We start from the raw sequence: 20,988 nt of genomic DNA on the forward strand, positions 1-20,988 counted from the left end.
GGACGCAGCGGTCGGCCGTGGCTCCGGTGCTTCGCACGAGAGCCGCTCAAGGCCCGTTCGAGGGCTGTTCCACGGCTGTTCGCCGGGTGTTCGAGCCTCCGCCGTCCGGGGTCCGTGAGGGGACGCCCGTGAGGGGACGTCCGCGCGGCGGCCGGCTCAGTGGTGGTGCGGCCCGGTTCCCCGGGCGTCGGCGAGCGCGCGCAGGGCGCGGGCGTCGCCGATGGCCTGCTGCCTGGCCACGCCCGGCTGGATGCCGAGGGCGGGCAGGCTCGTACCGTCGCTGAGGTCCAGGAACACCCACGGGTCGCCGGGGCGGAGGTTGACGCGCAGGATCTGCGCCCACTCCAGGCGGCGGGTGCTGGTCAGGTTCACGACGGTGACGCCCGCCTCGTCCGCGACCACCTTGGGGCGGCTGAGCAGGACGAGTACGGACGACAGCAGGACGGCGGTGAAGATGAAGCTGAGCCGCTCCCCCGGGCCCAGGTTCTCCAGCAGCAGGGCGATCGCCGTGATGGTGGCGAACATGGCGAGCCCGACGCCCAGCAGGATCGCCCGGGTACGGGTCGGCCGGAAGGTGACCGGCAGGGCGGGCGGTGCGGGCTGGGCGGCGGACTCGGCCATGATGCGGGAGATGCCTTCGGGAGGGGGGTACGGATCGGCAGGACGGTCGGCCGGCCCTGCGGCCGGCCGGGCCGGGTCAGAGGCGGCAGGCGTGGATCGAGGTGGTGAGGATCGCGCGCGCGCCGAGCTCGTAGAGGTCGTCCATGATCCGCTGCGCTTCCTTGGCCGGGACCATCGCGCGGACGGCGACCCAGCCCTCGTTGTGCAGCGGGGAGATGGTCGGCGACTCCAGGCCCGGGGTGAGGGCGACCGCCCGCTCCAGGTGCTCGGCCCGGCAGTCGTAGTCCATCATCACGTAGCTGCGGGCCACCAGGACGCCCTGGAGGCGCCGCAGGAACTGCTGGGCCTGCGGGTTCTCGGCGTCGGCGCCGTTGCCGCGGATGACCACGGCCTCGGAGGTGAGGATCGGCTCGCCGATGACCTCCAGGCCGGCGTTGCGCAGGCTGGTGCCGGTCTCGACGACGTCCGCGATGATCTGGGCGACGCCGAGCTGGATGGCGGTCTCGACCGCGCCGTCCAGGTGCACGACGGAGGCGTCGATGCCCTGCTCGGCGAGGTGCTTGGCGACGATTCCCTCGTACGAGGTCGCGATCGTCATCCCGGTGAAGTCCTCGGGGCCCTTCGCGGTGCCGGGCTTGGTGGCGTAGCGGAAGGTGGAGCGGCCGAAGTTCAGCGGGAGGATCTCCTCCGCGCTGGCGCCGGAGTCCAGCAGCAGGTCACGGCCGGTGATGCCGATGTCCAGCTTGCCCGAGGCCACGTAGATCGCGATGTCCTTGGGGCGGAGGTAGAAGAACTCCACGCCGTTCTCGGGGTCCAGGACCACGAGCTCCTTGGACTCCTTGCGCTGGCGGTAGCCGGCCTCATGGAGCATCGCCGACGCCGCTCCGGAGAGTGAACCCTTGTTGGGGACGGCGATGCGCAGCATGGGGCTTCCTTCAGTGCGTGGAGTGCGGAACGTGTGGGCTGGGGCGGGCGGGGGCCCGGGGTGAGGAGCTCCGGCCTAGAGGTGCGCGTAGACGTCGTCGAGGGAGATCCCGCGCGCGACCATCATCACCTGGACGTGGTACAGCAGCTGGGAGATCTCCTCGGCGGCGGCTTCCTTGCCCTCGTGCTCGGCGGCCATCCAGACCTCGGCGGCCTCCTCGACGATCTTCTTGCCGATCGCATGGACGCCCTTGCCGACGAGCTCGGCGGTCCGGGAGGTGCTGGGGTCGCCGTTGGCGGCCTTGAGCTGGAGCTCGCTGAAGAGCTCTTCGAAGCTCTTGGAGGGTGTGTTCGCCATGATGGTCCTCAGAATAAGGGGTCCCCCGCCGCCACTCAGCGCCAGGGTTCGCTGACGGACCGCAGGGTCGCAGCGGTGGAGACGGCGGCGATGACCGCTTCGTGTCCCTTGTCCTCGTTCGACCCCTCAAGCCCGGCGCGGTCCAGCGCCTGCTCGTCGTTGTCGCAGGTCAGTACGCCGAAGCCGATGGGGACTCCGGTGTCGATCGACACCTGCACCAGGCCTTGGGTGACGCCCTGGCAGACGTATTCGAAGTGCGGGGTGCCGCCGCGGATGACGACTCCGAGGGCGACGATGGCATCGTAACCGCGACCGGCCAGTACCTTCGCCACGACCGGGAGCTCGAAGCTGCCCGGGACGCGGAGCACGGTGGGCTCGTCGATGCCCAGCTCGTGCAGGGCGCGCAGCGCGCCGTCGACGAGCCCGTCCATGACCTTCTCGTGCCACTGGGCCGCGATGACGGCGACACGGAGGTCTCCGCAGTTCCTGACACTCAGTTCGGGTGCGCCCTTGCCGCTCACAGCTGTGCTCCTCGGTTCTTCGTGGTGTGCGTGGGTGGTGGTCGTACTTACCGGTTGATCACCGGTTGATCACTGGTTGCCGCAGGCGGACGTGGTCACGGTCTGGTCCAGCCAGGGCAGGTCGTGGCCCATCCGGTCCCGCTTCGTGCGCAGGTACCGCAGATTGTGTTCGCCCGCCTCCGTCGGCATGGCCACCCGGTCGTTGACCGCGATGCCGTGCCGTACGAGGGCGGCGGACTTGTCGGGGTTGTTGGTCAGCAGCCGGACGCTCCGCACGCCGAGGTCGGCGAGGATCTGCGCGCCGGCGGCGTAGTCGCGGGCGTCGGCCGGCAGGCCGAGCTCCAGGTTGGCGTCCAGGGTGTCGCGGCCGCGCTCCTGGAGCTCGTACGCGCGCAGCTTGGACACCAGTCCGATGCCGCGGCCCTCGTGACCGCGCAGGTAGACGACGACGCCGCGGCCCTCTTCCTTGATGCGGGCCATCGACGCGTGCAGCTGGGGGCCGCAGTCGCACCGCAGGGAGTGGAAGATGTCGCCGGTCAGGCACTCGGAGTGGAGTCTGACCACGACGTCCTGGCCGTCGCCGATCTCGCCGTGGACGAGGGCGACGTGCTCGACGCCGTCGACGGTGGAGCGGTAGCCGTACGCCGTGAAGTCGCCGTGGGCGGTCGGCAGGGTGACCGTGGCCTCGCGGCGGACGGTCGGCTCCGCGGAGCGGCGGTAGGCGATCAGGTCCTCGATGGAGATGATCGTCAGGCCGTGCTTGCGGGCGAAGGGGATCAGCTCGGGCAGGCGCAGCATGACGCCGTCCTCGCCGGCGATCTCCACGATCGCGCCGACGGGGCGCAGGCCCGCGAGGCGGGCGAGGTCGACGGCGGCCTCGGTGTGGCCGTTGCGGACCAGGACGCCGCCGGGCTTGGCGCGCAGCGGGAAGACGTGGCCCGGGCGTACGAAGTCCGAGGGGCCCGAGACCCCGTCGGCGAGCATCCGCAGGGTGGTGGAGCGGTCGGCGGCCGAGATGCCGGTGGTGACGCCGTGGGCGGCGCTCGCATCGACGGAGACGGTGAAGGCGGTCTGCATCGACTCGGTGTTGTGCTGGACCATCTGGGGCAGTTCGAGCCGCTCCAGCTCGGGGCCCTCCATGGGGGCGCAGATCAGGCCGCGGCACTCGCTCATCATGAAGGCGACGATCTCGGGCGTGGCCTTCTCGGCGGCGATGACGAGGTCGCCCTCGTTCTCGCGGTCCTCGTCGTCGACGACGACGACCGGCCGGCCGGCCGCGATGTCGCGGATGGCCTGTTCGACGGGGTCGAGCCGGAAGGCGGCGTCGAGGACGGCGTCGATGTCGGGCACGGGCTTGAGGGTGGTCATGCCGTTGCTCCTTCGAGGGCCGGGGCGGGGGTGGTGCGCGAACGCTGGTGCCAGTCGTGGGCGCCCCACAGGACGAGCGCGAAGTAGACGACGTAGACGAGGCCGGAGAAGGCCAGTCCGTTGGTGAAGGCGAGCGGGACGCCCACCAGGTCGACGAGGAGCCAGGCGAACCAGAACTCGACGAGGCCGCGGGCCTGGGCGACCATCGCGACGATCGTGCCGACGAAGATGTAGGCGTCGGCCCACGGGCTCCACGACAGGTTCGGGAAGAGCGTGAACAGGCCGCCGACGGCGAGGGTGCCCAGGGCCGCCCCGGCCAGGAGCAGTCCGCGCTCCGCCCAGGTGGCGGTGCGCACCGCGAGGGTGCCGTCCTGGGCCTGCCGGCGGCCGCGCTGCCAGGCGCGCCAGCCCCAGGCGGCCACGCCGATGACGAGGAGCTGCTTGCCGACGCCGCCGGCGAGGTGGGCGGAGGCGTACGCGGCTATGAGGATCAGGCCGGACAGGAGCTGGGCGGGCCAGGTCCATATGGAGCGGCGCCAGCCGAGGGCGAGGGCCGCCAGGCCCATCAGGTTGCCGATCATGTCGGACCAGATGACCTTCTGGCCGAAGACCGTGAAGGCCTCCGCGTTGAGCCAGGTCAGGGCGCTCACGGCTGGTCCTCCTTGGCGGTCAGCGGGTCCACGCCGGCGGCGAGCAGGCGCTCGACGTACTTGGCGAGGACGTCGACTTCGAGGTTGACCGGGTCGCCGGGCTGCTTGAGGCCGAGCGTGGTCAGCGCGAGGGTGGTGGGGATGAGGCTGATGGTGAACCAGTCCGCGGCGGCCTCGACCACGGTGAGGCTGACGCCGTCCACCGTGATGGAGCCCTTCTCCACGACGTAGCGGGTCAGGTTCCCCGGGAGCGAGACCTTGACGATCTCCCAGTGCTCGGAGGGCGTCCTGGACAGGATCTCGCCGGTTCCGTCCACGTGCCCCTGGACCAGGTGCCCGCCGAGCCGTCCGCCGAGGGCCATCGGGCGCTCCAGGTTGACCCGGGAGCCCGCGTGGAGGGCGCCGAGGCTGGAGCGGTTGAGGGTCTCCTGCATGACGTCGGCGGTGAACTCGCCGTCGCCGGTCTCCACGACGGTCAGGCAGACGCCGTTGACGGCGATGGAGTCGCCGTGCTTGGCGCCGTCGGTGACGACGGGTCCGCGCAGGCGGAAGCGGGAGGCTTCCGAGAGCTCCTCGACGGCGGTGACCTCGCCCAGTTCTTCGACGATTCCGGTGAACACTCAGTGCTCCTTGGGGGCGGTGGGGGTGGGGACGGCTTCGGACACGGGTACGGCGGTGATGCGCAGGTCGGTGCCGACGCGGACGGCCTCGGTGATGTCGAGGCGCACCGCGCGGGCGATGTTCGTGATGCCGGCGTCGGCGAGGGCGGCGGGGCCGGAGCCGAGGAGGGCCGGGGCGAGGTAGCCGATGACGCGGTCCACGGCTCCGGCTTCGAGGAAGGCGCCCGCGAGGGTGGGGCCGCCTTCCAGGAAGACGGAGCGCACGCCGCGGGCGTACAGCTGCGCGAGCAGGTCGTGGACGGCGACGCGGCCGTCGTGCAGGGGCATCCGCAGCAGGTCGACGCCGGGCAGGTGCCGGGTGTCGGCGTCCTCGCCGACGACGAGCAGCGTGGGCGCGGCGTCGTCGAGGATGCGGGCGCTCGGCGGTAGCGCGGCGCGCGTGTCGAGGGCGACGCGCAGGGGCTGGGTGGCCGCCGTGGTTCCGGCGGGTCCGCGTACGGCCAGGTGCGGGTCGTCTGCGCGCAGGGTGCCGCCGCCCACGAGGACGGCGTCGGACTCGGCGCGCAGCCGGTGGACGTCGGCGCGGGACTCCGGGCCGGTGATCCAGCGGCTGCTGCCGTCCGCGGCGGCGCTGCGGCCGTCGAGGGTGGCGGCGTACTTCCAGGTCACGTGGGGGCGGCCCAGGCGTACGGAGGTGAGCCAGGCGGCGTTGCCGGTGGCGGCCTCGGCCTCCAGGAAGGGGCCCTCGGCTTTGACGCCTGCGGCGCGCAGGGTACCGGCACCGCCGCTGGCCTGCGGGTTCGGGTCGCAGACGGCGTAGACCACGCGGGTGACGCCGGCCTCGACGAGCGCCTGGGCGCAGGGACCCGTACGGCCGGTGTGGTTGCAGGGTTCGAGGGTGACGTACGCGGTGGCGCCGCGGGCCGCTTCGCCGGCGGCGCGCAGGGCGTGGACCTCGGCGTGGGGGCCGCCGGCCCGCTCGTGCCAGCCCTCGCCGACGACGGTGCCCTCGGCGTCGGTGATGACGCAGCCGACGACCGGGTTCGGGCTGGTGAAGCCGAGGCCGCGGGCGGCGAGCTCGATGGCGCGGCGCATGGCCCGCGCGTCGGCGACGGTGCCGGCATCGACGGGGGCCTCGGCCTCGCCGAAGGTGTCGTGCGGTCCGTGCGCGGCGTGGTTCGCCACCGGGTCCTCCTGCCTCGATCGGGCACGGACTCCGGGGCCTGTCGGGATACGACAGATGAAGCGGTACAGCACACGCGGGGACGCCGAGGCCGAAAACACGGTCCGTCCGGACGCATCCGCAGGGATGCGCCGAGTGAACCGCCGACGGCGGCGTACCGGTGACTGGCCCGCCGCGCACTGCCTCCCATCCGGACTTTCACCGTCGGTCCAGGAATTTCACCTGGTCAACCGGCCGCTGGCTGCGGACGGGTCGCGGACTATACCGCCGGTTCGGAATTACACCGACCCCGGAGTGCGCTGCTTACTGGTACTGCTGCCAGTTTGCCACGGTCGATCGTCGGCCATGCGAGCGAGGTGCTGTGGCCTGGGTCACAAGGGGGCGCCCGCCCGGGAGTCCGTCAGGTTGGGCCGCGATTGGTCCAGACCTATTGACGGGTTGGTCTAGTCCTCTTAACGTTCCCTTCATCTTCCCCGGGAGACAGCCCGTCAGATGTGCGCACGTCACGGGCCAACACGCACTACTTCTCCGCCTGTTGTGTCCCTTTGTGTCTGCCATCCTCCCCTCCCCAGGAGGCACCATGCTGTCCCCCACACGTACGAGAGCGATGCTCCTGGCATCCGGCGCGGCGATCGCCGGACTGCTGGTCGGCGGGCTCTCGGCGGGCGTTTCGCACGCCGCCGACAACGAGAGCTGTCGCCCCGACGGCCTGTACAAGACGGCCGGCGTGGACGTCCCGTACTGCTCGGTCTACGACTCCGAAGGCCGCGAGAAGATGGGCGCCGACCACCAGCGGCGCGTCATCGGATACTTCACCGGCTGGCGCACGGGCAAGGACGGCACGCCCGCCTACCTGCCCAACAACATCCCGTGGTCCAAGGTCACCCACCTGAACTACGCCTTCGCCCACGTGGGCGGTGACAACAAGATCTCGGTCGGCACGGACAACGCGAACAACTCCGCCACCGGGATGACGTGGCCCGGCGTCGCGGGAGCCGAGATGGACCCCGCCCTGCCCTACAAGGGCAACTTCAACCTGCTGAACAAATTCAAGAAGCAGTACCCGAACGTCAAGACGCTCATCTCGGTCGGCGGCTGGGCCGAGACCGGCGGCTACTTCGGCGACGACGGCAACCGCGTCGCCTCCGGCGGCTTCTATTCGATGGCCACCAACGCCGACGGCTCGGTCAACCAGACCGGCATCGACACCTTCGCCGACTCCTCGGTCGAGTTCATCCGCAAGTACGGGTTCAACGGCGTCGACATCGACTACGAGTACCCGACCACCATGAAGGACGCCGGCAACCCGCTGGACTGGCAGCTGTCCAACGCCCGCCGGGCCGGCCTGGTCCAGGGCTACGCCGTGCTGATGAAGTCGCTGCGCGAGAAGCTCGACCGCGCGGGCGCCGCCGACGGCAAGCACTACCTGCTCTCGGTCGCCGCCCCCTCCTCCGGCTACCTGCTGCGGGGCATGGAGACGTTCCAGATGCAGAAGTACCTGGACTACGTCAACATCATGTCCTACGACCTGCACGGGGCCTGGAACGAGTACGTCGGCCCGAACGCCTCCCTGTTCGACGACGGCAAGGACGGCGAACTGGCCGCCGCCGGCGTCTACTCCACCTCCCAGTACGGCGGCGTCGGCTACCTGAACTCCGACTGGGCCTACCACTACTTCCGCGGCTCCATGCCGGCCGGCCGCATCAACATGGGTCTGCCGTACTACACGCGCGGCTTCAAGAACGTGCAGGGCGGTACGGACGGCCTGTGGGGCAAGGCGCCGGCGACCACCTGCCCGGCCGGCGCGGGACTGACCAAGTGCGGTGACGGCGCGGTCGGCATCGACAACCTGTGGCACGACCTGGACACCAACGGGGTCGAGTCCCCGGCCGGCTCCAACCCGATGTGGCACGCCAAGAACCTGGAGAAGGGCGTCGTCGGCGACTACGTCACCCGGTACGGCTTCCCGGCGAACACCACCCTGACCGGCACCTACGCCCGCAAGTACGACTCCACGCTGGTGGCGCCGTGGCTGTGGAACGCCCAGAAGAAGGTCTTCCTGTCGACGGAGGACGAGCAGTCCGTCGCCGCCAAGGCCGACTACGTGGTGGACAAGGGCATCGGCGGCACGATGGTCTGGGAGCTGGCGGGCGACTACGGGTACAACGCCGCCAAGGGCCAGTACGAGATGGGCGACACGCTCACCTCGCTGATGTACGACAAGTTCAAGGCGGCCTCCCCGTACGGAGCGAAGAAGGCGGGCGCCACCGCCCCGCCGGCCCAGGCCGTGGACATCAAGACGGAGTTCGGCGAGTTCAAGCTGGGCGACTCCAACTACCCGATCACCCCGAAGCTCAAGATCACCAACAACACGAAGACCACGCTGCCCGGCGGCACCGAGTTCCAGTTCGACTACGGGACCTCGGCCCCGGCCAACGCCTCCGACCAGTCCGGCTTCGGCACCAAGGTGATCGCCACCGGCCACGCCGGCAACAACGTCGGCGGCCTGAAGGGCGACTTCCAGCGGGTCTCGCTGAAGCTCCCGGCCTGGCAGACCCTGGCCCCCGGCGCCTCGGTGGACCTGGCGTTCAACTACTACCTGCCGGTCTCCACGCCCTCCAACTGGACGGTGAACATCTCCGGGACCACGTACGCCCTCGCCGGTGACCTGGCGCGCGGTACGGCGCTCGTCGAGCCGGGGGGCCCGACGATTCCGCCGACCACCCCGCCCACCACCCCGCCGACCACGCCGCCCACCACTCCCCCGACCACTCCGCCGACCACCCCGCCGGGCGGGACCTGCACGAACCCGGCGTACGTCGCGGGCAGCGTGTACACGGGCGGCCAGGTCGTCTCGCACAAGGGCCACAACTGGAAGGCCCAGTGGTGGACGCAGAACGAGGAGCCCGGCACCACCGGTGACTGGGGCGTCTGGAAGGACCAGGGCGCCTGCTGACACCGCGTGCGTCCCGTAGGTGAACAGAGATGAGGACCCGGTGGCCCGGCGGCCACCGGGTCCTCGCACGTCCGGCCGCGGAGGCCCTCGTAGGCTGCTGCCGTGATCACACGGGACCCCGCGCCGCTCGCGGACTTCGAGGAGCACCGGCTCCGGATGTTCGCCATCGCCTACCGCATGCTCGGCTCGGCGGCCGAGGCCGAGGACACCGTGCAGGACGCCTGGCTGCGGTGGAGCTCGGCCGGACGCGAGGACGTCGAGCACCCCGGGGCCTGGCTCGCCAAAGCCGTCACCCGCCTGTGTCTGAACCGCCTGACCTCGGCGCGGGCCCGGCGCGAGGAGTACGCCGGCCCCTGGCTCCCGGAGCCGGTCCTCACCGGAGACGGTGCGCTGGGGCCGCTGGAGTCGGCCGAGCAGCGGGACGGCGTCTCCATCGCCCTGCTGGTGCTGCTGGAACGGCTGACGCCGGTGGAGCGGGCGGTGTACGTGCTGCGCGAGGCCTTCGCGTACGGCCACCGCGAGATCGCCGTCCTGCTCGGCCTGACCGAGTCCCATTGCCGGCAGCTCTACCGGCGGGCGGCGGTCAAGGTGGAGACGGGGCGGGCGGAGACGGGGCGGGCGGAGACGGGGCGGGCCGGGGCGGGAGGGGCCGGATCGCTTTCACGCCGGCGTTTCGAGCCGGATCGGGCGCAGTGGCAGAACCTCGTGGAAACGTTCCTGACGGCGGCGCGCGAGGGGGACCTGGCCCGGCTGGAGTCCATGCTGAGCGCCGACGTGCGGTACGTGGCGGACGGCGGCGGGATCGTGTCCGCGGCCCGGCGGCCGATCCTGGGCCGGGAAAAGGTGGCGCGCTTCCTCGTGGGGGCGCTGCGCAAGTACGGGGCCGGTCTGCCGATCTCCCTCGCGGAGGTCAACGCAGAGCCCGCGCTGCTGTTCGGCGGGGCGGTGGTGCTGCAGGTGGAATTCGAGGACGGGCTGGTCCGCGGGGTGCGGAGCATGGCCAATCCGGAGAAGCTGGAGTTCCTGCAGCGGCAGCTGTCACATTCCCTGGGGCTGTCCGGTCGTAGCTGGTGAACGGAACCCTTCAGGGAAGGAACGGACACCATGAGCACGATTCTCGTCACCGGAGGCACCGGAAACCTCGGCGGGCCGGTCGTCACCCGGCTGCGCGCGGCGGGCCACGACGTACGGGTGCTGAGCCGGCGCGCGAAGGACTACCCGGTCGATCTGCGGGACGGCAGCGGGCTGGACGCGGCGATGGCCGGCGCGGAAGTGGTCGTCCACTGCGCGAGCACCCCGCGCGGCGGTGACGACGTGGCCGCCGGGCACCTGATCGAGGCGGCCCGGCGGGCCGGGACGGTCACGAACATCGTCTACATCTCGATCGTCGGGGTGGACGTGGTCCCCTTCGGCTACTACACGGTGAAGTACAGGGTCGAGCGGATGCTGGAGGCCTCGGGGCTGGGCGTGACGATCCTTCGGACCACGCAGTTCCACGACCTGGTGGCGATGCTGATGGACGCGCTGGTGAAGGTGCCGGCGGTGCCCGTGCCGCTGCCGAAGGGGGTCCGGGTGCAGCCGGTCTCGGTGGAGGAGGTCGCCGACCGGATGGCGGAACTGGCCGTCCCGACCCCGTCCGGCCGCGTCACGGACATGGGCGGCCCGGAGATCCACACGCTGGTGGAGCTGGGCCGGGCGTACCTGGCGGCGACGGGGAGCCGGCGCAAGGTGTTCGCGCTGCCGCTGGCGGGCAAGGCGTACGCGGCCTTTCGCCGGGGCGGCAACCTGACCCCGTCCCACGCGTCCGGCAAGGGCACGTTCGCGCAGTTCCTGGCGGCCCGGGCCGCCGCGGCGCCGGTGACCGGCGGATGATCGTTTCGGTGGTGTCCATGCCGGAGGGCACCGTGCGGCGCGCCCCCGTGTCCGAGGCCCGTGAGCGCCTCGCGGAATCCCGTTTCCTGTTCGTGGACGCGGAACTTCCCGAGGAGGCACCGCCCGGGGAGCAGCCGGTCGCCCACCTGCTGGGCCTGGAGGCCGGGGACCTGTCGTGGCTCGGCCGGGAGCGGGAAACGGCCCGCGCCGAGTTCCTCGGGGACGCCGCCGCGTTCGTCGTCCCCGCGATCGAGGCGGGACAGGTCGTCCACCTCCACGTCGTGGCCACCGAGCGGTACCTGCTCACGGTGCACCGGGGGCCGGCCGAGCTGGTGGAGAACCTCATCGCCCGGATTCCGCACGAACGGCCCCCCGACGCCGTGGCCACGCTGTTCCTGCTGCTGGGCGAGGCTCTGGAAACCTACCGGCGCTCCGCCGTCCAGGCCCTGCTGGAGGTGGAGGACCTGGAGGACGAGATGTTCCGGCAGCGCGAGCCCGAGCAGCTCTACCGTCTGGCGCGGCTGCGCCGGACCTCCGCGCTCCTGCACCACACGCTCCTCCCGTACCACCAGGCGGCCGACGAGACCATCACGCGCCGGGTGCTGAACCGCAACTTCCCGGAGGAGCGCCAGCGGCTGGCCCGCGAGTACCAGCGCTTGTCGAGGATGGTGCTGACGGACATCGAGGCGCTCCAGGAGGCGGCCCGGCGGGGCTTCAGCACCTACTCCTCGCTGGTGTCCGGCGAGCAGAACGGCGTGATCAACCGGCTGGCGATCGTTTCCACGATCTTCCTGCCGCTGAGCTTCCTGACGGGCTTCTTCGGCATGAACTTCGCCTACCTGACGGACGAACTGGAGAGCAGGTCCATCTTCTGGGTGCTCGCCGTGGGTCTCCAGGTGGTCTTCTTGGCCGGCGCGCTCTACGTGCTGCACCGCACCCGCATCTGGCGCCGGCTCCACGACGACGAGAGCATCGACGACGAGTAGGCCTTCCGGGCCGGCGCGGCTCAGGGGGCGAAGAGGTCCGCCTGGGCGGCTTCGCGGGCGGCCAGCCTGGCTCCCGTCAGGACCGCCGAATCGCCGAGGGCGGTGGCCCGGACCTCCATCGGGACCGGGGTCAGCGTCGTCAGGCGGCGGGCCACCGCCGAGGCGAGTGCCGCGCCGCCCGCGTGGCCCAGTCCCCCGGCCAGGACCAGGCAGCCCGGGTCCAGGACCGCCGCGACGGCCGCCGCGCCCAGCGCCAGCCGCTGCGCCAGGGCGTCGAGGAAGGGCGCGCCCGCCGCGCCCGACACCGCCTCCTCCACCGGCCCCGTCCACCCGTGATCCGCCGCCAGCTCCACCACCGCGTCACGGCCCACCAGCGCGTGGAACCCGCCCTCGCAGTCCGTGGCCGAGGGCAGCCGCCCCGTGCCCGGCACCGGCAGGAAGCCGATCTCGCCGGCGCCGCCGGAGGCACCGCGGCGCAGCCGTCCGTCCAGGACCACCGCCGCGCCCACGCCCGTGCCCAGCCACAGCAGTACGAAGGAGTCCAGGTCCCGAGCCACGCCGACCCGTTGTTCGGCGAGCGCCGCCAGGTTCGTCTCGTTCTCCACGGCCACCGTGGCCGGCAGCCGCTGCTGGAGGGCCGCCACCAGGTCCCGGTGCCAGGCGGGCAGTCCGGCGGTGCTGCGCAGTTCCCCCGCCTCGGCCACCAGCCCCGGCGCGCCGACCACCACCGTGTGCAGCCGGTCCGCGCCGGCCTCCCGCCCCAGCGCCTCCAGGAGGTCCACCGCCTCGTCCACGGCGTCCACGGGGAGGGCGGCCTGCGCCAGCGGGCGGCCCAGCAGGTCGGTGACCACCGCCGTCGCGCTGTCCGTCCGTACGTCCAGGGCCGCCAGGTACGCGCGGCGGGCGACGATCCCGTACACCCGGGCATTGGGTCCGCGCCGCTGCTCGCCCGACTCCCCCACCACCTCGATCAGCCCGGCGCCGGAGAGCCGCTCCACGAGATCGGCGACCGAGGGGCGGGACAGGCCGGTCAGCGTCTTGAGCTGAGTGGCGGTCAGCGGCCCCTCCTCCTGGAGGAGTCGCAGGGCGAGCCGGTCGTTGATGGCCCGTGCCGTGCTCGGCGACGCGGGCGACGGGGCGGCGGCGGTCAGGGCCTTGGCAGGAGTCACGGCGCCCATCTTAGGTAGCTCCCCACGACTAACTATCAGGCAGGGTCCCTGATAGTTTAATTCCATGACAGGGGAAACAGACCTCAGCCCGGCGCGCCTGCGCCACGCCCGCTTCGCCATCGCCGCCGTCTTCTGCACCCACGGGGCCGTCACCGGCTCCTTCGCCACCCGCATCCCCTGGATCCAGGACCACGCCCAGCTCGGCTCGGGCACCCTGGGCCTCGCCCTCGCCTTCCCCGCACTGGGCGCGGCGGTCGCGATGCCGCTGGCCGGCCGGATCAACCACCGCTTCGGGGCCCGCGCCGCGCTGCGCTGGCTGCTGGTGCTGTGGACCCTGTCCCTGATCCTGCCGAGCTTCGCCCCGAACCTGGCCACGCTGTGCTTCGCCCTGTTCGTCTACGGAGCGAGCGCCGGGATGGCGGACGTGGCGATGAACGCGCTGGGCGTGGAGACCGAGAACCGGCTCGGCCGCTCGATCATGTCCTCCCTGCACGGCATGTGGAGCGTGGGAGCGCTGATCGGCTCGGCGGCGGGCACCCTCGCCGCCCACGCCGGGGCCGACGCCCGGCTCCACCACCTGATCGCCGCCCTCGCGCTGACCGCGGCCGGTCTGGCCGCGGTACGAGGGGTGCTGGACCTGCGCAGCGCCCCGGACGCCGAGGCGCCGCCGCACTTCGCGCTGCCGCCGAAGTCCGCTCTGCTGATCGGCGCGATCGGGTTCTGCGCGGTCTTCGCGGAGGGCGCGAGCATGGACTGGTCCGCCGTCTACCTGCGCGACGTACTGGACACGGACGCCGGCCTCGCGGCCGCCTGCACCACCGCGTTCGCGCTCACGATGGCCCTCGCCCGGCTCGTCGGGGACCGGGTGGTGGACCGGTTCGGGGCGGTGCGCACGGTGCGGGCGGGCGGGGTGCTGGCCACCGCGGGCGGGGTGCTCGTGGTGGTGGCCGGGAATCCGGCCGCGGCGATCGCCGGCTTCGGGCTGATCGGGCTCGGCATCGCGGTGGTGGTCCCGCTGGCCTTCGCGGCCGCCGCGCGCAGCGGGCCGGCCCCGGCCCAGGCCATAGCGGGGGTCGCGACGATCACGTACACCTCGGGGCTGGTCGCTCCGTCGGCGATCGGCGCGGTGGCGGACGCGACCTCGCTCGTGGTGTCCTTCGGGCTGGTCACCCTGCTGGCGTTCGCGCTGGTGGTGGGGGCCGCCGTACTGCGGCAGAAGCCGGTGGCGGCAGGGGCCGCACCTGCGGATCTGGACGAACCGGCAGCTATCCGACCGTAATATTGCGCAGGCTGCTCCGCGGCCCGGATGCTTGATCGATCGGTTCGACGGAAGTGGTGGAAACATGGCCCTCGGCGTGCGCTGGACCCTGCACGGAGACGGGCGGACCCCCGCCCCCGGAGCGGTGGTCCGGCCGGACGAGCGGCTGTCGTGGCCGCGTACCGCCGGGCTCGGGGCCCAGCACGTCGTGGCGATGTTCGGGGCCAGCTTCGTCGCGCCGGTCCTGATGGGCCTGGACCCGAACCTGGCCATCATGATGTCGGGTGTGGCGACCGCCATCTTCCTGCTGGCCACGCGCGGGCGGGTGCCCTCGTACCTGGGCTGCTCGCTCTCCTTCGTGGGCGTCGCGGCCGCGATCCGGGCGGGCGGCGGGAACAGCGCGGTCGTCACGGGCGCGGTGTTCGTGGTCGGCGTGGCGCTGTTCCTGGCGGGGCTCGCCGTGCAGCGCTTCGGGGCGCGGGTCATCCACGCGGCGATGCCGCCGGTGGTGACGGGCGCGGTGGTGATGCTGATCGGCTTCAACCTGGCGCCGGTGACGGCCTCGACGTACTGGCCGCAGGACCAGTGGACGGCGCTGCTGACCATGCTGTTCACGGGGATGGCCGTGGTCTGCCTGCGCGGCTTCTGGTCGCGGATCGCGATCTTCCTCGGGCTGATCTTCGGGTACGCCGTCTCCTGGGTCTTCGACCTGGTCTTCGGCAAGATCCACTCGACGGTGGGCGGGGCCGAGGCCGTCGACCACTGGCGGCTCGACCTCTCGGGCGTCGGCAAGGCCGACTGGATCGGGCTGCCGTCCTTCCACGCGCCGGAGTTCCAGTGGTCGGCGATCCTGATCGCGCTGCCGGTGGTGATCGCCCTGATCGCCGAGAACGCCGGGCACATCAAGGCGGTCGGCGAGATGACGGGCGACCCGCTCGACGACGAGCTCGGCACGGCGATCGCGGCCGACGGCGCCGCGTCGATGCTGTCCACGGCGGTGGGCGGCCCGCCGAACACCACGTACTCCGAGAACATCGGCGTGATGGCGGCCACCCGCGTCTACTCGACGGCGGCCTACTGGGCGGCCGCGGGCTTCGCGCTCCTCTTCGGCCTGTGCCCGAAGTTCGGCGCGGTCGTCGCCGCGATCCCCGGCGGGGTGCTGGGCGGGATCACCGTGATCCTGTACGGGATGATCGGCCTGCTCGGCGCGCAGATCTGGATCAACGGCGGGGTGGACCTGCGCAATCCGCTGAACCTGGTGCCGGCCGCGGCGGGCATCATCATCGGCATCGGCGGGGTGAAGCTGCAGCTCACGGACAGCTTCGAGCTGGGCGGCATCGCGCTCGGCACGATCGTGGTGATCACGGGCTACCACGCGCTGCGGTACTTCGCACCGGCGCACCTCAAGCAGCAGGAGCCGCTGCTCGACGCGGGCACGTCGGCGTACGACGCGGGCGACTGCGGCGACGCGCGCGAGGGCGACGCGGACCGGGACACCCGTCCCTGACCGGGCCGGCGAGCGGGCCCGGACGGGCCCGGTTCGCCCGAACCGGCGAAGCACCCGGCCAAGTTACCCGGATCCGCACCGCCGGCTGCCACGCTGCCACCCATGGAAGCGGTACTCGCGCGGATGCGCGCCCTGGACGAGCGGCTCCCCGCGCAGGACGGCGTCGCCGTCTTCAACCGGGTGTACCTGACGGTGACGGAGACCCTGCACGCGCGCATCTCGCACGGGGAGTTCCCGGCGCCGCGGCGGGCGCAGGCGCTCAGCGTGCGGTTCGCGGAGCGGTACCTGACGGCGGTGGAGGCGGACCGGGCCCCGGCGTGCTGGCGCCCGCTGCTCCAGTACCGCCGGCACCCCGGGGTCCGGCCGCTCCAGCACGCGCTGGCCGGGATCAACGCGCACATCGGGCACGACCTGGCACTGGCGGTGGTGGCCACCTGCCGGGCCCTGGACTGCGAACCGCCCGCGCTGGAGGCGGATTTCGACCGGGTCGGCGACACCCTGGTCTCCCTGGAGGAGCACATCCGGGAGGACCTGATGCCGGGCCCGGACCTGCTGGAGGTCGCGGACCCGCTGACCCACCTGCTGGGCTCCTGGAGCCTGGACCGCGCCCGCGGCGCCGCCTGGTCGGCGGCCCGCCTCCTGTGGACCCTGCGCCGCTCCCCCGAACTGGCCGAGGAGTTCACCGACTCCCTGGACGCGGGAGTGGGCCTGGTGGGCCGCTGTCTCTTGACCCCGCGCAGCTGAAACCCGGCGCGACCTGCGCGTACGCAGCTCCGACCCGGGCCGGTGACCGGCTTCACCACGCACCGGCTCCGGGTGCACGACACCGCGCTGCCGCCGTACCGACGGCTGTCGGCGCTGCGCACGTGCCTGGTCGTACGACGGTCCGGGCTGCTGAGACCGCTGCGCGCGGCCGGAACGTGAAAACGGGCCGCCGCCGCGCTCGTGGCGCGGGGGCGGCCCGTGGTCAGGGGCCGGAGGGGCCTGGTGGGTCAGTCCTCCGGGAGTTCGACCGGGGCTATCTCGTCGTAGACGTCGCCCGGGCCGGGGTTGGTGGAGTCCGTGGAGCCGCCGAGGTGGTGCATGACGCCCCAGACCGCGTTCAGCGCCGTCTGGACCGCGCCTTCGGCCCAGCCCGCCGTCCAGGAGATGTCGTCGCCCGCGAGGAAGATGCCGCGCTTGTCCTCGGGGAGGCGGTCCTGCATGAAGTGGGTGAACAGGCGCCGCTGGTAGCGGTAGTGGCCCGGCAGGTTGGCCTTGAACGCGCCCATGAAGTAGGGCTCGTTCTCCCAGGACACGGTCACCGGGTTGCCGATGATGTGACGGCGGATGTCGACCTTGGGGTAGATCTCGCCGAGGGACTTCAGCATGACCTCCATCCGCTCGTTCGCCGACAGCGGCAGCCACTTCAGGCTGTCGTCGCACCAGGTGTACGAGAGGCAGATGGTGGCCGGCTGGTCCGGGCCGTTGTCCAGGAGGTACGTACCGCGCGTCATGCGGTCCGTCAGGGTCATCGACATGACGTCGCGGCCCGTCTCCTCGTCCTTGTCGAGCCAGAAGGGGCGGTCGACCGGGATGAAGAGCTTGCTGGACTCCATGTAGTGGGTGCGCTCGATCGCCGTCCAGTGGTCGATCGGGAACAGCGTGTCGTCACACGCGATCTTCGACAGCAGCATCCAGGACTGCGCCGTGAAGATCGCGGCACGGTACGTACGGATGTCGCCGTCGGCGTCGGTCACCGTGATGCGGTTGCCGGCGGTGCGGTGCAGGCGGGTCACCGCCGGGCGCGGCGCGCCCCCGTGCAGGGAGGACAGCGAGGTGCCCTGCGCCCAGTGGACGATCTTCTCGGGCTCGCGCTCCCACAGGCGCAGCGGCAGCTGCTGCGAGCCGCCGACGATGCCGCGGTGGTGGTCGTCCGCCTCGGTGTAGACGACGCGCAGGATCTCCAGGATGGAGTTCGGGAAGTCGGTGTCCCAGCCGCCCGTGCCGAAGCCGACCTGGCCGAAGATCTCGCGCTTGCGGAAGGACTGGAAGGCCTCGGACTTGCAGAGGAAGCCGTAGAAGGTCTCGTCGTCGAGCTTCTCGACGAGCTTCGCCCAGATCTCGCGGATGCGCGGAACGTCGCGCTCGCGCATCGCCTGGTTCATGTCGGAGAAGTCGGCGCCCTCGTCGAGGCAGGCGTTCCACGCGGCCGACACGTCGCGGTAGACCTGCGGGAGGTCGGCGATGGTCTCGGCGTAGTGGGTCTCGCCCTTGAGGTCCACGACCGTCGAGGGGGTGGCCTCGGCGAGCGGGTTCGGGAAGGGCTCGGTGACCAGGCCCACGAGGTCGATGTAGTGCTGGAGCGCGGTGGAGGAGGGCGGGAAGCGCATGGCGCCCATCTCCGCCGTCAGGCCCTCGGTGCCGGCGCCCTCGAAGCCGACGGTGCGCAGCCGCCCGCCGATCTGGTCCGCCTCGTAGACGACGGGCTTGAGGCCCATCTTCATCAGCTCGTACGCGGAGATGATGCCGGACAGCCCGCCGCCGATGACCGCGACCTCGGTGCCGAGCTCGGTCGCCGGGATCTGCCCCAGGCCCGCGGGGTGGGCCAGGAAGTCGTCGTACGCGTACGGGAAGTCCGGGCCGAACATGGTGATCGGCGGCTGTCCGTCGCTGTGCGGGACGGCGGTGGTGGGCACCGTGGACGTCATGGGGTACGGCTCCTTGCGGGGGTGGGGCAGGGGGAGGGCGCCGGCGGGGGCGTGGACCGGGCCAGGCCAGGGCCAGGGCTCGGGCTCAGGCTCAGGCTCAGGCTCAGACGAGGGAGGCGTAGAGCCCGGGGCGGCGGTCGCGCAGGTAGGGGTTGGTCTCGCGCGACGCGCGCAGCAGCTCGGGATCGGCCTCGCCGATCACCAGCTCCTCGCCGCGCCCGGCCCGGGTGCGGGTCACCCCGTCGGGGCTCGCCAGGCAGCTGAGTCCGACGAACTCGAACTCGCCTTCCGGACCGGTGCGGTTGACGTACGCGATGTACATCTGGTTCTCGAAGGCCCGTACGGGGACGAGCTGTTCGGCCACGAACTGGAACGGGTGCATCTGCGCCGTCGGCACCAGGAGGAGGTCGGTGCCGGCCAGGGCGTGCGCCCGGACGTTCTCGGGGAACTCCACGTCGTAGCAGATCATGATGCCGACGCGGAGGCCGTTCAGGTCCGCCTGGACGACGGGGGTGTCTCCGGGGGTGAAGGCGTCCTGCTCGAAGCAGCCGAAGAGGTGGGTCTTGCGGTAGTTCGCGAGCCGGGCCCCGTCGGGGCCGATGAGCTGCGCCGCGTTGTACACGGCGTCGCCGTCGCGCTCGGGGTAGCCGTACAGGACGGCGACGCCGTGGCGACGGGCGATCTCGCCGATGGCGCGGGCCGACATGCCGTCGGCGGCCTCGGCGAGGGCGGCGACTTCCCCGACCTCCAGCGCGTAGCCGGTCAGGAACATCTCCGAGGTCACGAGGAGCCCGGCGCCCGCCTGAGCGGCGCGCTGCGCGGCCTCGTCGAGCGCCTTCAGGTTCTCGGCGGTGTCGCCGAGCCGTCCGGAGCTCTGGAGGAGGGCGGTGCGCAGCGGGGGCATGGGCGTACCTCTGTGGCAGGAGGGGAGTGGGTCCTATTGAAGGTACGTTCACCCGTTCGACGCCGACAAGCCATGACTGTTGCGCTCGGAGCATCGATTCGTTGCGTGTTTTACGGCATGGGCGAAGATTCGTTGCGCAGGGGCGTTCGGCACGCTCGGGGCATAAACCCGGCCCGGGCGGATGCTGACCCTCATGACCGCCGTCACCGGCAGAAGGAGTCTCCCACCCCATGGCGTCCGACATCGACACGGCCACCCCGCTCCACGTACTCGACAATCCGGTCTGGGCCGCGCTGACCGGCCCGAGCAGCGCCCTCGCCGAGACCGGGCCCCGGGGACTGGCGGCGCGGTACGTCGCCGGCATCTCGCCGTTCGTCGCGCTCGCGGACCCGGAGGACCCGCGGTCCTGGGCGGACCTGGCCGCGCTGGCCGGCCCGGGCGCGACGGTCTGGATCACCGGCCTGCCGACCCCGCCCCCGGGGTGGACGACGCAGGACGTGATATCCGGCGTGCAGCTGGACGGCGGGGCGGTACGGGCCGAGGCCGCGCCCGAGGCGGTCCTGCTGGGGCCCGCCGACGTGCCGGAGATGCTGGAGCTGGTCGGCCTGACGAAGCCGGGGCCGTTCGCCGGGCGCACGGTCGAGCTGGGCACGTACCTCGGGATCCGGCACGAGGGCCGGCTCGTGGCGATGGCGGGGGAACGGATGCGCCCGCCCGGCTGGTCGGAGATCAGCGCGGTATGCACGCATCCGGACCACCGGGGCAAGGGGCTCGCGGGCCGGCTGGTCCGGGCGGTGGCCGCGGGGATCGGGGAGCGGGGCGACCGCCCGTTCCTGCACGCGGCCGCGGACAACACGGGCGCCATCGCCCTCTACGAGTCGATGGGGTTCACGCTGCGCCGCCGCCCGGTCTTCATGGGGGTCCGCACCCCGGACGCGAAGGCCTGAGGCCGGAGTTCTCGCGGCCGGGACGGGCCGGCAGGTTTCACGGGGCGCGCAGCGGTCACACGCGGGGAATCCCATGGAAACGAAAGGACCGAGAGGACCTGCGATGAACGACGTCTCACGCCTGCCCGGCGCCGCCGGCCACCACTGGCAGTGGCAGCTGCGCGCCGCCTGCCGGACCCTGGGGCCGGGCCGCTTCTACCATCCGGCCGGCGAGCGGGGCGAGGAGCGCGATGACCGCGACGAGGCCGCGAAGCGGGTGTGCGCGGTCTGCCCGGTGCGCACCGCCTGCCTGGAGCACGCGCTGCGGACCCGGGAGCCGTTCGGCGTGTGGGGCGGGCTGACGGAAGAGGAACGCCGGCCCCTGCTGAGCCCGTCGCACGCCGCCGCCGCGCGAAGGTCGGCTTAGGGGGTGCCTCGTGGGCCTAGGGGGTGTCCGCACAGTGGCGGCGTCCGC

Annotated in this window: 21 protein-coding genes and 1 riboswitch; of the genes, 10 read left to right on the plus strand and 11 right to left on the minus strand. The window is 72.1% G+C overall.

Annotated features, from left to right (window positions below; genetic code table 11):
* Nucleotides 1-156: 156 nt before the first annotated feature.
* From AB0M92_RS28145 to ribD, 8 genes are all read right to left on the minus strand, one after another.
* A complete protein-coding gene (locus AB0M92_RS28145; protein WP_366105109.1) occupies nt 157-621 on the minus strand; it encodes a PH domain-containing protein in 465 nt (154 codons plus the stop codon).
* 76 nt (nt 622-697) lie between these two features.
* Entirely contained in the window at nt 698-1,546 is an 849-nt protein-coding gene (gene hisG / locus AB0M92_RS28150) for an ATP phosphoribosyltransferase (protein WP_099893832.1), read from the minus strand.
* 75 nt (nt 1,547-1,621) lie between these two features.
* Complete coding sequence (locus AB0M92_RS28155) at nt 1,622-1,903, minus strand: phosphoribosyl-ATP diphosphatase (RefSeq protein WP_048475498.1); 282 nt, start codon at nt 1,901-1,903, stop codon at nt 1,622-1,624.
* A 35-nt stretch (nt 1,904-1,938) separates the two neighbouring features.
* Entirely contained in the window at nt 1,939-2,424 is a 486-nt protein-coding gene (gene ribH, locus AB0M92_RS28160; protein WP_366105110.1) for a 6,7-dimethyl-8-ribityllumazine synthase, read from the minus strand.
* Between the two features lie 69 nt (nt 2,425-2,493).
* Nucleotides 2,494-3,792 (minus strand): bifunctional 3,4-dihydroxy-2-butanone-4-phosphate synthase/GTP cyclohydrolase II, encoded by a 1,299-nt coding sequence (locus tag AB0M92_RS28165; protein ID WP_366105111.1) that lies wholly within the window; start codon nt 3,790-3,792, stop codon nt 2,494-2,496.
* Nucleotides 3,789-4,442 carry a nicotinamide mononucleotide transporter family protein gene (locus AB0M92_RS28170; RefSeq protein WP_366105112.1) on the minus strand — a complete coding sequence of 218 codons (654 nt, stop codon included), beginning with the start codon at nt 4,440-4,442 and terminating at the stop codon, nt 3,789-3,791. Before AB0M92_RS28170 ends, AB0M92_RS28165 begins: the two co-directional genes overlap by 4 nt.
* On the minus strand, nt 4,439-5,062 hold the full coding sequence (locus AB0M92_RS28175; protein WP_366105113.1) for a riboflavin synthase: 624 nt from the start codon (nt 5,060-5,062) through the stop codon (nt 4,439-4,441). Before AB0M92_RS28175 ends, AB0M92_RS28170 begins: the two co-directional genes overlap by 4 nt.
* A complete protein-coding gene (gene ribD / locus AB0M92_RS28180; protein WP_366105177.1) occupies nt 5,063-6,157 on the minus strand; it encodes a bifunctional diaminohydroxyphosphoribosylaminopyrimidine deaminase/5-amino-6-(5-phosphoribosylamino)uracil reductase RibD in 1,095 nt (364 codons plus the stop codon).
* Between the two features lie 260 nt (nt 6,158-6,417).
* A riboswitch (FMN riboswitch) is annotated at nt 6,418-6,547 on the minus strand.
* A 278-nt stretch (nt 6,548-6,825) separates the two neighbouring features.
* Between ribD and AB0M92_RS28185 the strand changes: the two genes are divergently transcribed.
* The 4 genes from AB0M92_RS28185 to AB0M92_RS28200 all read left to right on the plus strand — a co-directional run bounded on the left by AB0M92_RS28185 (nt 6,826) and on the right by AB0M92_RS28200 (nt 12,059).
* The gene (locus AB0M92_RS28185) at nt 6,826-9,201 is read left to right on the plus strand and encodes a chitinase C-terminal domain-containing protein (RefSeq protein WP_366105114.1); all 2,376 of its coding nucleotides are present in this window, start codon (nt 6,826-6,828) and stop codon (nt 9,199-9,201) included.
* Between the two features lie 102 nt (nt 9,202-9,303).
* Entirely contained in the window at nt 9,304-10,275 is a 972-nt protein-coding gene (locus AB0M92_RS28190; protein ID WP_366105115.1) for a sigma-70 family RNA polymerase sigma factor, read from the plus strand.
* A 30-nt stretch (nt 10,276-10,305) separates the two neighbouring features.
* Nucleotides 10,306-11,073, plus strand: a complete 768-nt coding sequence (locus tag AB0M92_RS28195; RefSeq protein ID WP_366105116.1) for an NAD(P)H-binding protein — start codon at nt 10,306-10,308, stop codon at nt 11,071-11,073.
* A gap of 17 nt (nt 11,074-11,090) precedes the next feature.
* Nucleotides 11,091-12,059, plus strand: a complete 969-nt coding sequence (locus tag AB0M92_RS28200) for a CorA family divalent cation transporter (RefSeq protein ID WP_366105178.1) — start codon at nt 11,091-11,093, stop codon at nt 12,057-12,059.
* Between the two features lie 20 nt (nt 12,060-12,079).
* Here AB0M92_RS28200 and AB0M92_RS28205 read toward each other — a convergent pair whose 3' ends face one another.
* Nucleotides 12,080-13,237: an ROK family transcriptional regulator gene (locus tag AB0M92_RS28205; protein ID WP_366105117.1), complete on the minus strand. Its 1,158-nt coding sequence runs from the start codon at nt 13,235-13,237 to the stop codon at nt 12,080-12,082.
* Between the two features lie 55 nt (nt 13,238-13,292).
* Here AB0M92_RS28205 and AB0M92_RS28210 point away from each other — a divergent pair, with 55 nt between their 5' ends.
* From AB0M92_RS28210 to AB0M92_RS28225, 4 genes are all read left to right on the plus strand, one after another.
* On the plus strand, nt 13,293-14,507 hold the full coding sequence (locus AB0M92_RS28210) for an MFS transporter (RefSeq protein ID WP_366105118.1): 1,215 nt from the start codon (nt 13,293-13,295) through the stop codon (nt 14,505-14,507).
* Between the two features lie 64 nt (nt 14,508-14,571).
* A complete protein-coding gene (locus tag AB0M92_RS28215; RefSeq protein ID WP_366105119.1) occupies nt 14,572-15,993 on the plus strand; it encodes a solute carrier family 23 protein in 1,422 nt (473 codons plus the stop codon).
* A gap of 102 nt (nt 15,994-16,095) precedes the next feature.
* Nucleotides 16,096-16,737 (plus strand): DUF5995 family protein, encoded by a 642-nt coding sequence (locus tag AB0M92_RS28220; RefSeq protein WP_366105120.1) that lies wholly within the window; start codon nt 16,096-16,098, stop codon nt 16,735-16,737.
* 42 nt (nt 16,738-16,779) lie between these two features.
* Nucleotides 16,780-16,917 (plus strand): hypothetical protein, encoded by a 138-nt coding sequence (locus AB0M92_RS28225; protein ID WP_366105121.1) that lies wholly within the window; start codon nt 16,780-16,782, stop codon nt 16,915-16,917.
* Between the two features lie 68 nt (nt 16,918-16,985).
* On the opposite strand, the gene AB0M92_RS28230 is transcribed toward AB0M92_RS28225, so the two are convergent.
* Nucleotides 16,986-18,683: an NAD(P)/FAD-dependent oxidoreductase gene (locus AB0M92_RS28230; protein ID WP_366105122.1), complete on the minus strand. Its 1,698-nt coding sequence runs from the start codon at nt 18,681-18,683 to the stop codon at nt 16,986-16,988.
* A 103-nt stretch (nt 18,684-18,786) separates the two neighbouring features.
* Nucleotides 18,787-19,587, minus strand: a complete 801-nt coding sequence (locus tag AB0M92_RS28235) for a carbon-nitrogen hydrolase family protein (protein ID WP_366105123.1) — start codon at nt 19,585-19,587, stop codon at nt 18,787-18,789.
* A 230-nt stretch (nt 19,588-19,817) separates the two neighbouring features.
* On the opposite strand from AB0M92_RS28235, the gene AB0M92_RS28240 reads away from it, so the two are divergent.
* Together AB0M92_RS28240 and AB0M92_RS28245 are read left to right on the plus strand one after the other, a co-directional pair.
* Nucleotides 19,818-20,534: a GNAT family N-acetyltransferase gene (locus AB0M92_RS28240; RefSeq protein WP_366105124.1), complete on the plus strand. Its 717-nt coding sequence runs from the start codon at nt 19,818-19,820 to the stop codon at nt 20,532-20,534.
* A 103-nt stretch (nt 20,535-20,637) separates the two neighbouring features.
* A complete protein-coding gene (locus AB0M92_RS28245) occupies nt 20,638-20,940 on the plus strand; it encodes a WhiB family transcriptional regulator (RefSeq protein WP_366105125.1) in 303 nt (100 codons plus the stop codon).
* Nucleotides 20,941-20,988 lie beyond the last annotated feature (48 nt).

The organism is Streptomyces sp. NPDC051582 (assembly GCF_040681715.1).
GTDB lineage: Bacteria > Actinomycetota > Actinomycetes > Streptomycetales > Streptomycetaceae > Streptomyces.

Bases quoted from the DNA above. Each gene is read 5' to 3' on its own strand.
- AB0M92_RS28145 (WP_366105109.1), bottom strand. From the start codon at position 621: ATGGCCGAGTCCGCCGCCCAGCCCGCACCGCCCGCCCTGCCGGTCACC.
- hisG (WP_099893832.1), bottom strand. From the start codon at position 1,546: ATGCTGCGCATCGCCGTCCCCAACAAGGGTTCACTCTCCGGAGCGGCG.
- AB0M92_RS28155 (WP_048475498.1), bottom strand. From the start codon at position 1,903: ATGGCGAACACACCCTCCAAGAGCTTCGAAGAGCTCTTCAGCGAGCTC.
- AB0M92_RS28165 (WP_366105111.1), bottom strand. From the start codon at position 3,792: ATGACCACCCTCAAGCCCGTGCCCGACATCGACGCCGTCCTCGACGCC.
- ribD (WP_366105177.1), bottom strand. From the start codon at position 6,157: ATGCGCCGCGCCATCGAGCTCGCCGCCCGCGGCCTCGGCTTCACCAGC.
- AB0M92_RS28185 (WP_366105114.1), top strand. From the start codon at position 6,826: ATGCTGTCCCCCACACGTACGAGAGCGATGCTCCTGGCATCCGGCGCG.
- AB0M92_RS28195 (WP_366105116.1), top strand. From the start codon at position 10,306: ATGAGCACGATTCTCGTCACCGGAGGCACCGGAAACCTCGGCGGGCCG.
- AB0M92_RS28200 (WP_366105178.1), top strand. From the start codon at position 11,091: ATGCCGGAGGGCACCGTGCGGCGCGCCCCCGTGTCCGAGGCCCGTGAG.
- AB0M92_RS28205 (WP_366105117.1), bottom strand. From the start codon at position 13,237: ATGGGCGCCGTGACTCCTGCCAAGGCCCTGACCGCCGCCGCCCCGTCG.
- AB0M92_RS28210 (WP_366105118.1), top strand. From the start codon at position 13,293: ATGACAGGGGAAACAGACCTCAGCCCGGCGCGCCTGCGCCACGCCCGC.
- AB0M92_RS28215 (WP_366105119.1), top strand. From the start codon at position 14,572: ATGGCCCTCGGCGTGCGCTGGACCCTGCACGGAGACGGGCGGACCCCC.
- AB0M92_RS28220 (WP_366105120.1), top strand. From the start codon at position 16,096: ATGGAAGCGGTACTCGCGCGGATGCGCGCCCTGGACGAGCGGCTCCCC.
- AB0M92_RS28230 (WP_366105122.1), bottom strand. From the start codon at position 18,683: ATGACGTCCACGGTGCCCACCACCGCCGTCCCGCACAGCGACGGACAG.
- AB0M92_RS28235 (WP_366105123.1), bottom strand. From the start codon at position 19,587: ATGCCCCCGCTGCGCACCGCCCTCCTCCAGAGCTCCGGACGGCTCGGC.
- AB0M92_RS28240 (WP_366105124.1), top strand. From the start codon at position 19,818: ATGGCGTCCGACATCGACACGGCCACCCCGCTCCACGTACTCGACAAT.
- AB0M92_RS28245 (WP_366105125.1), top strand. From the start codon at position 20,638: ATGAACGACGTCTCACGCCTGCCCGGCGCCGCCGGCCACCACTGGCAG.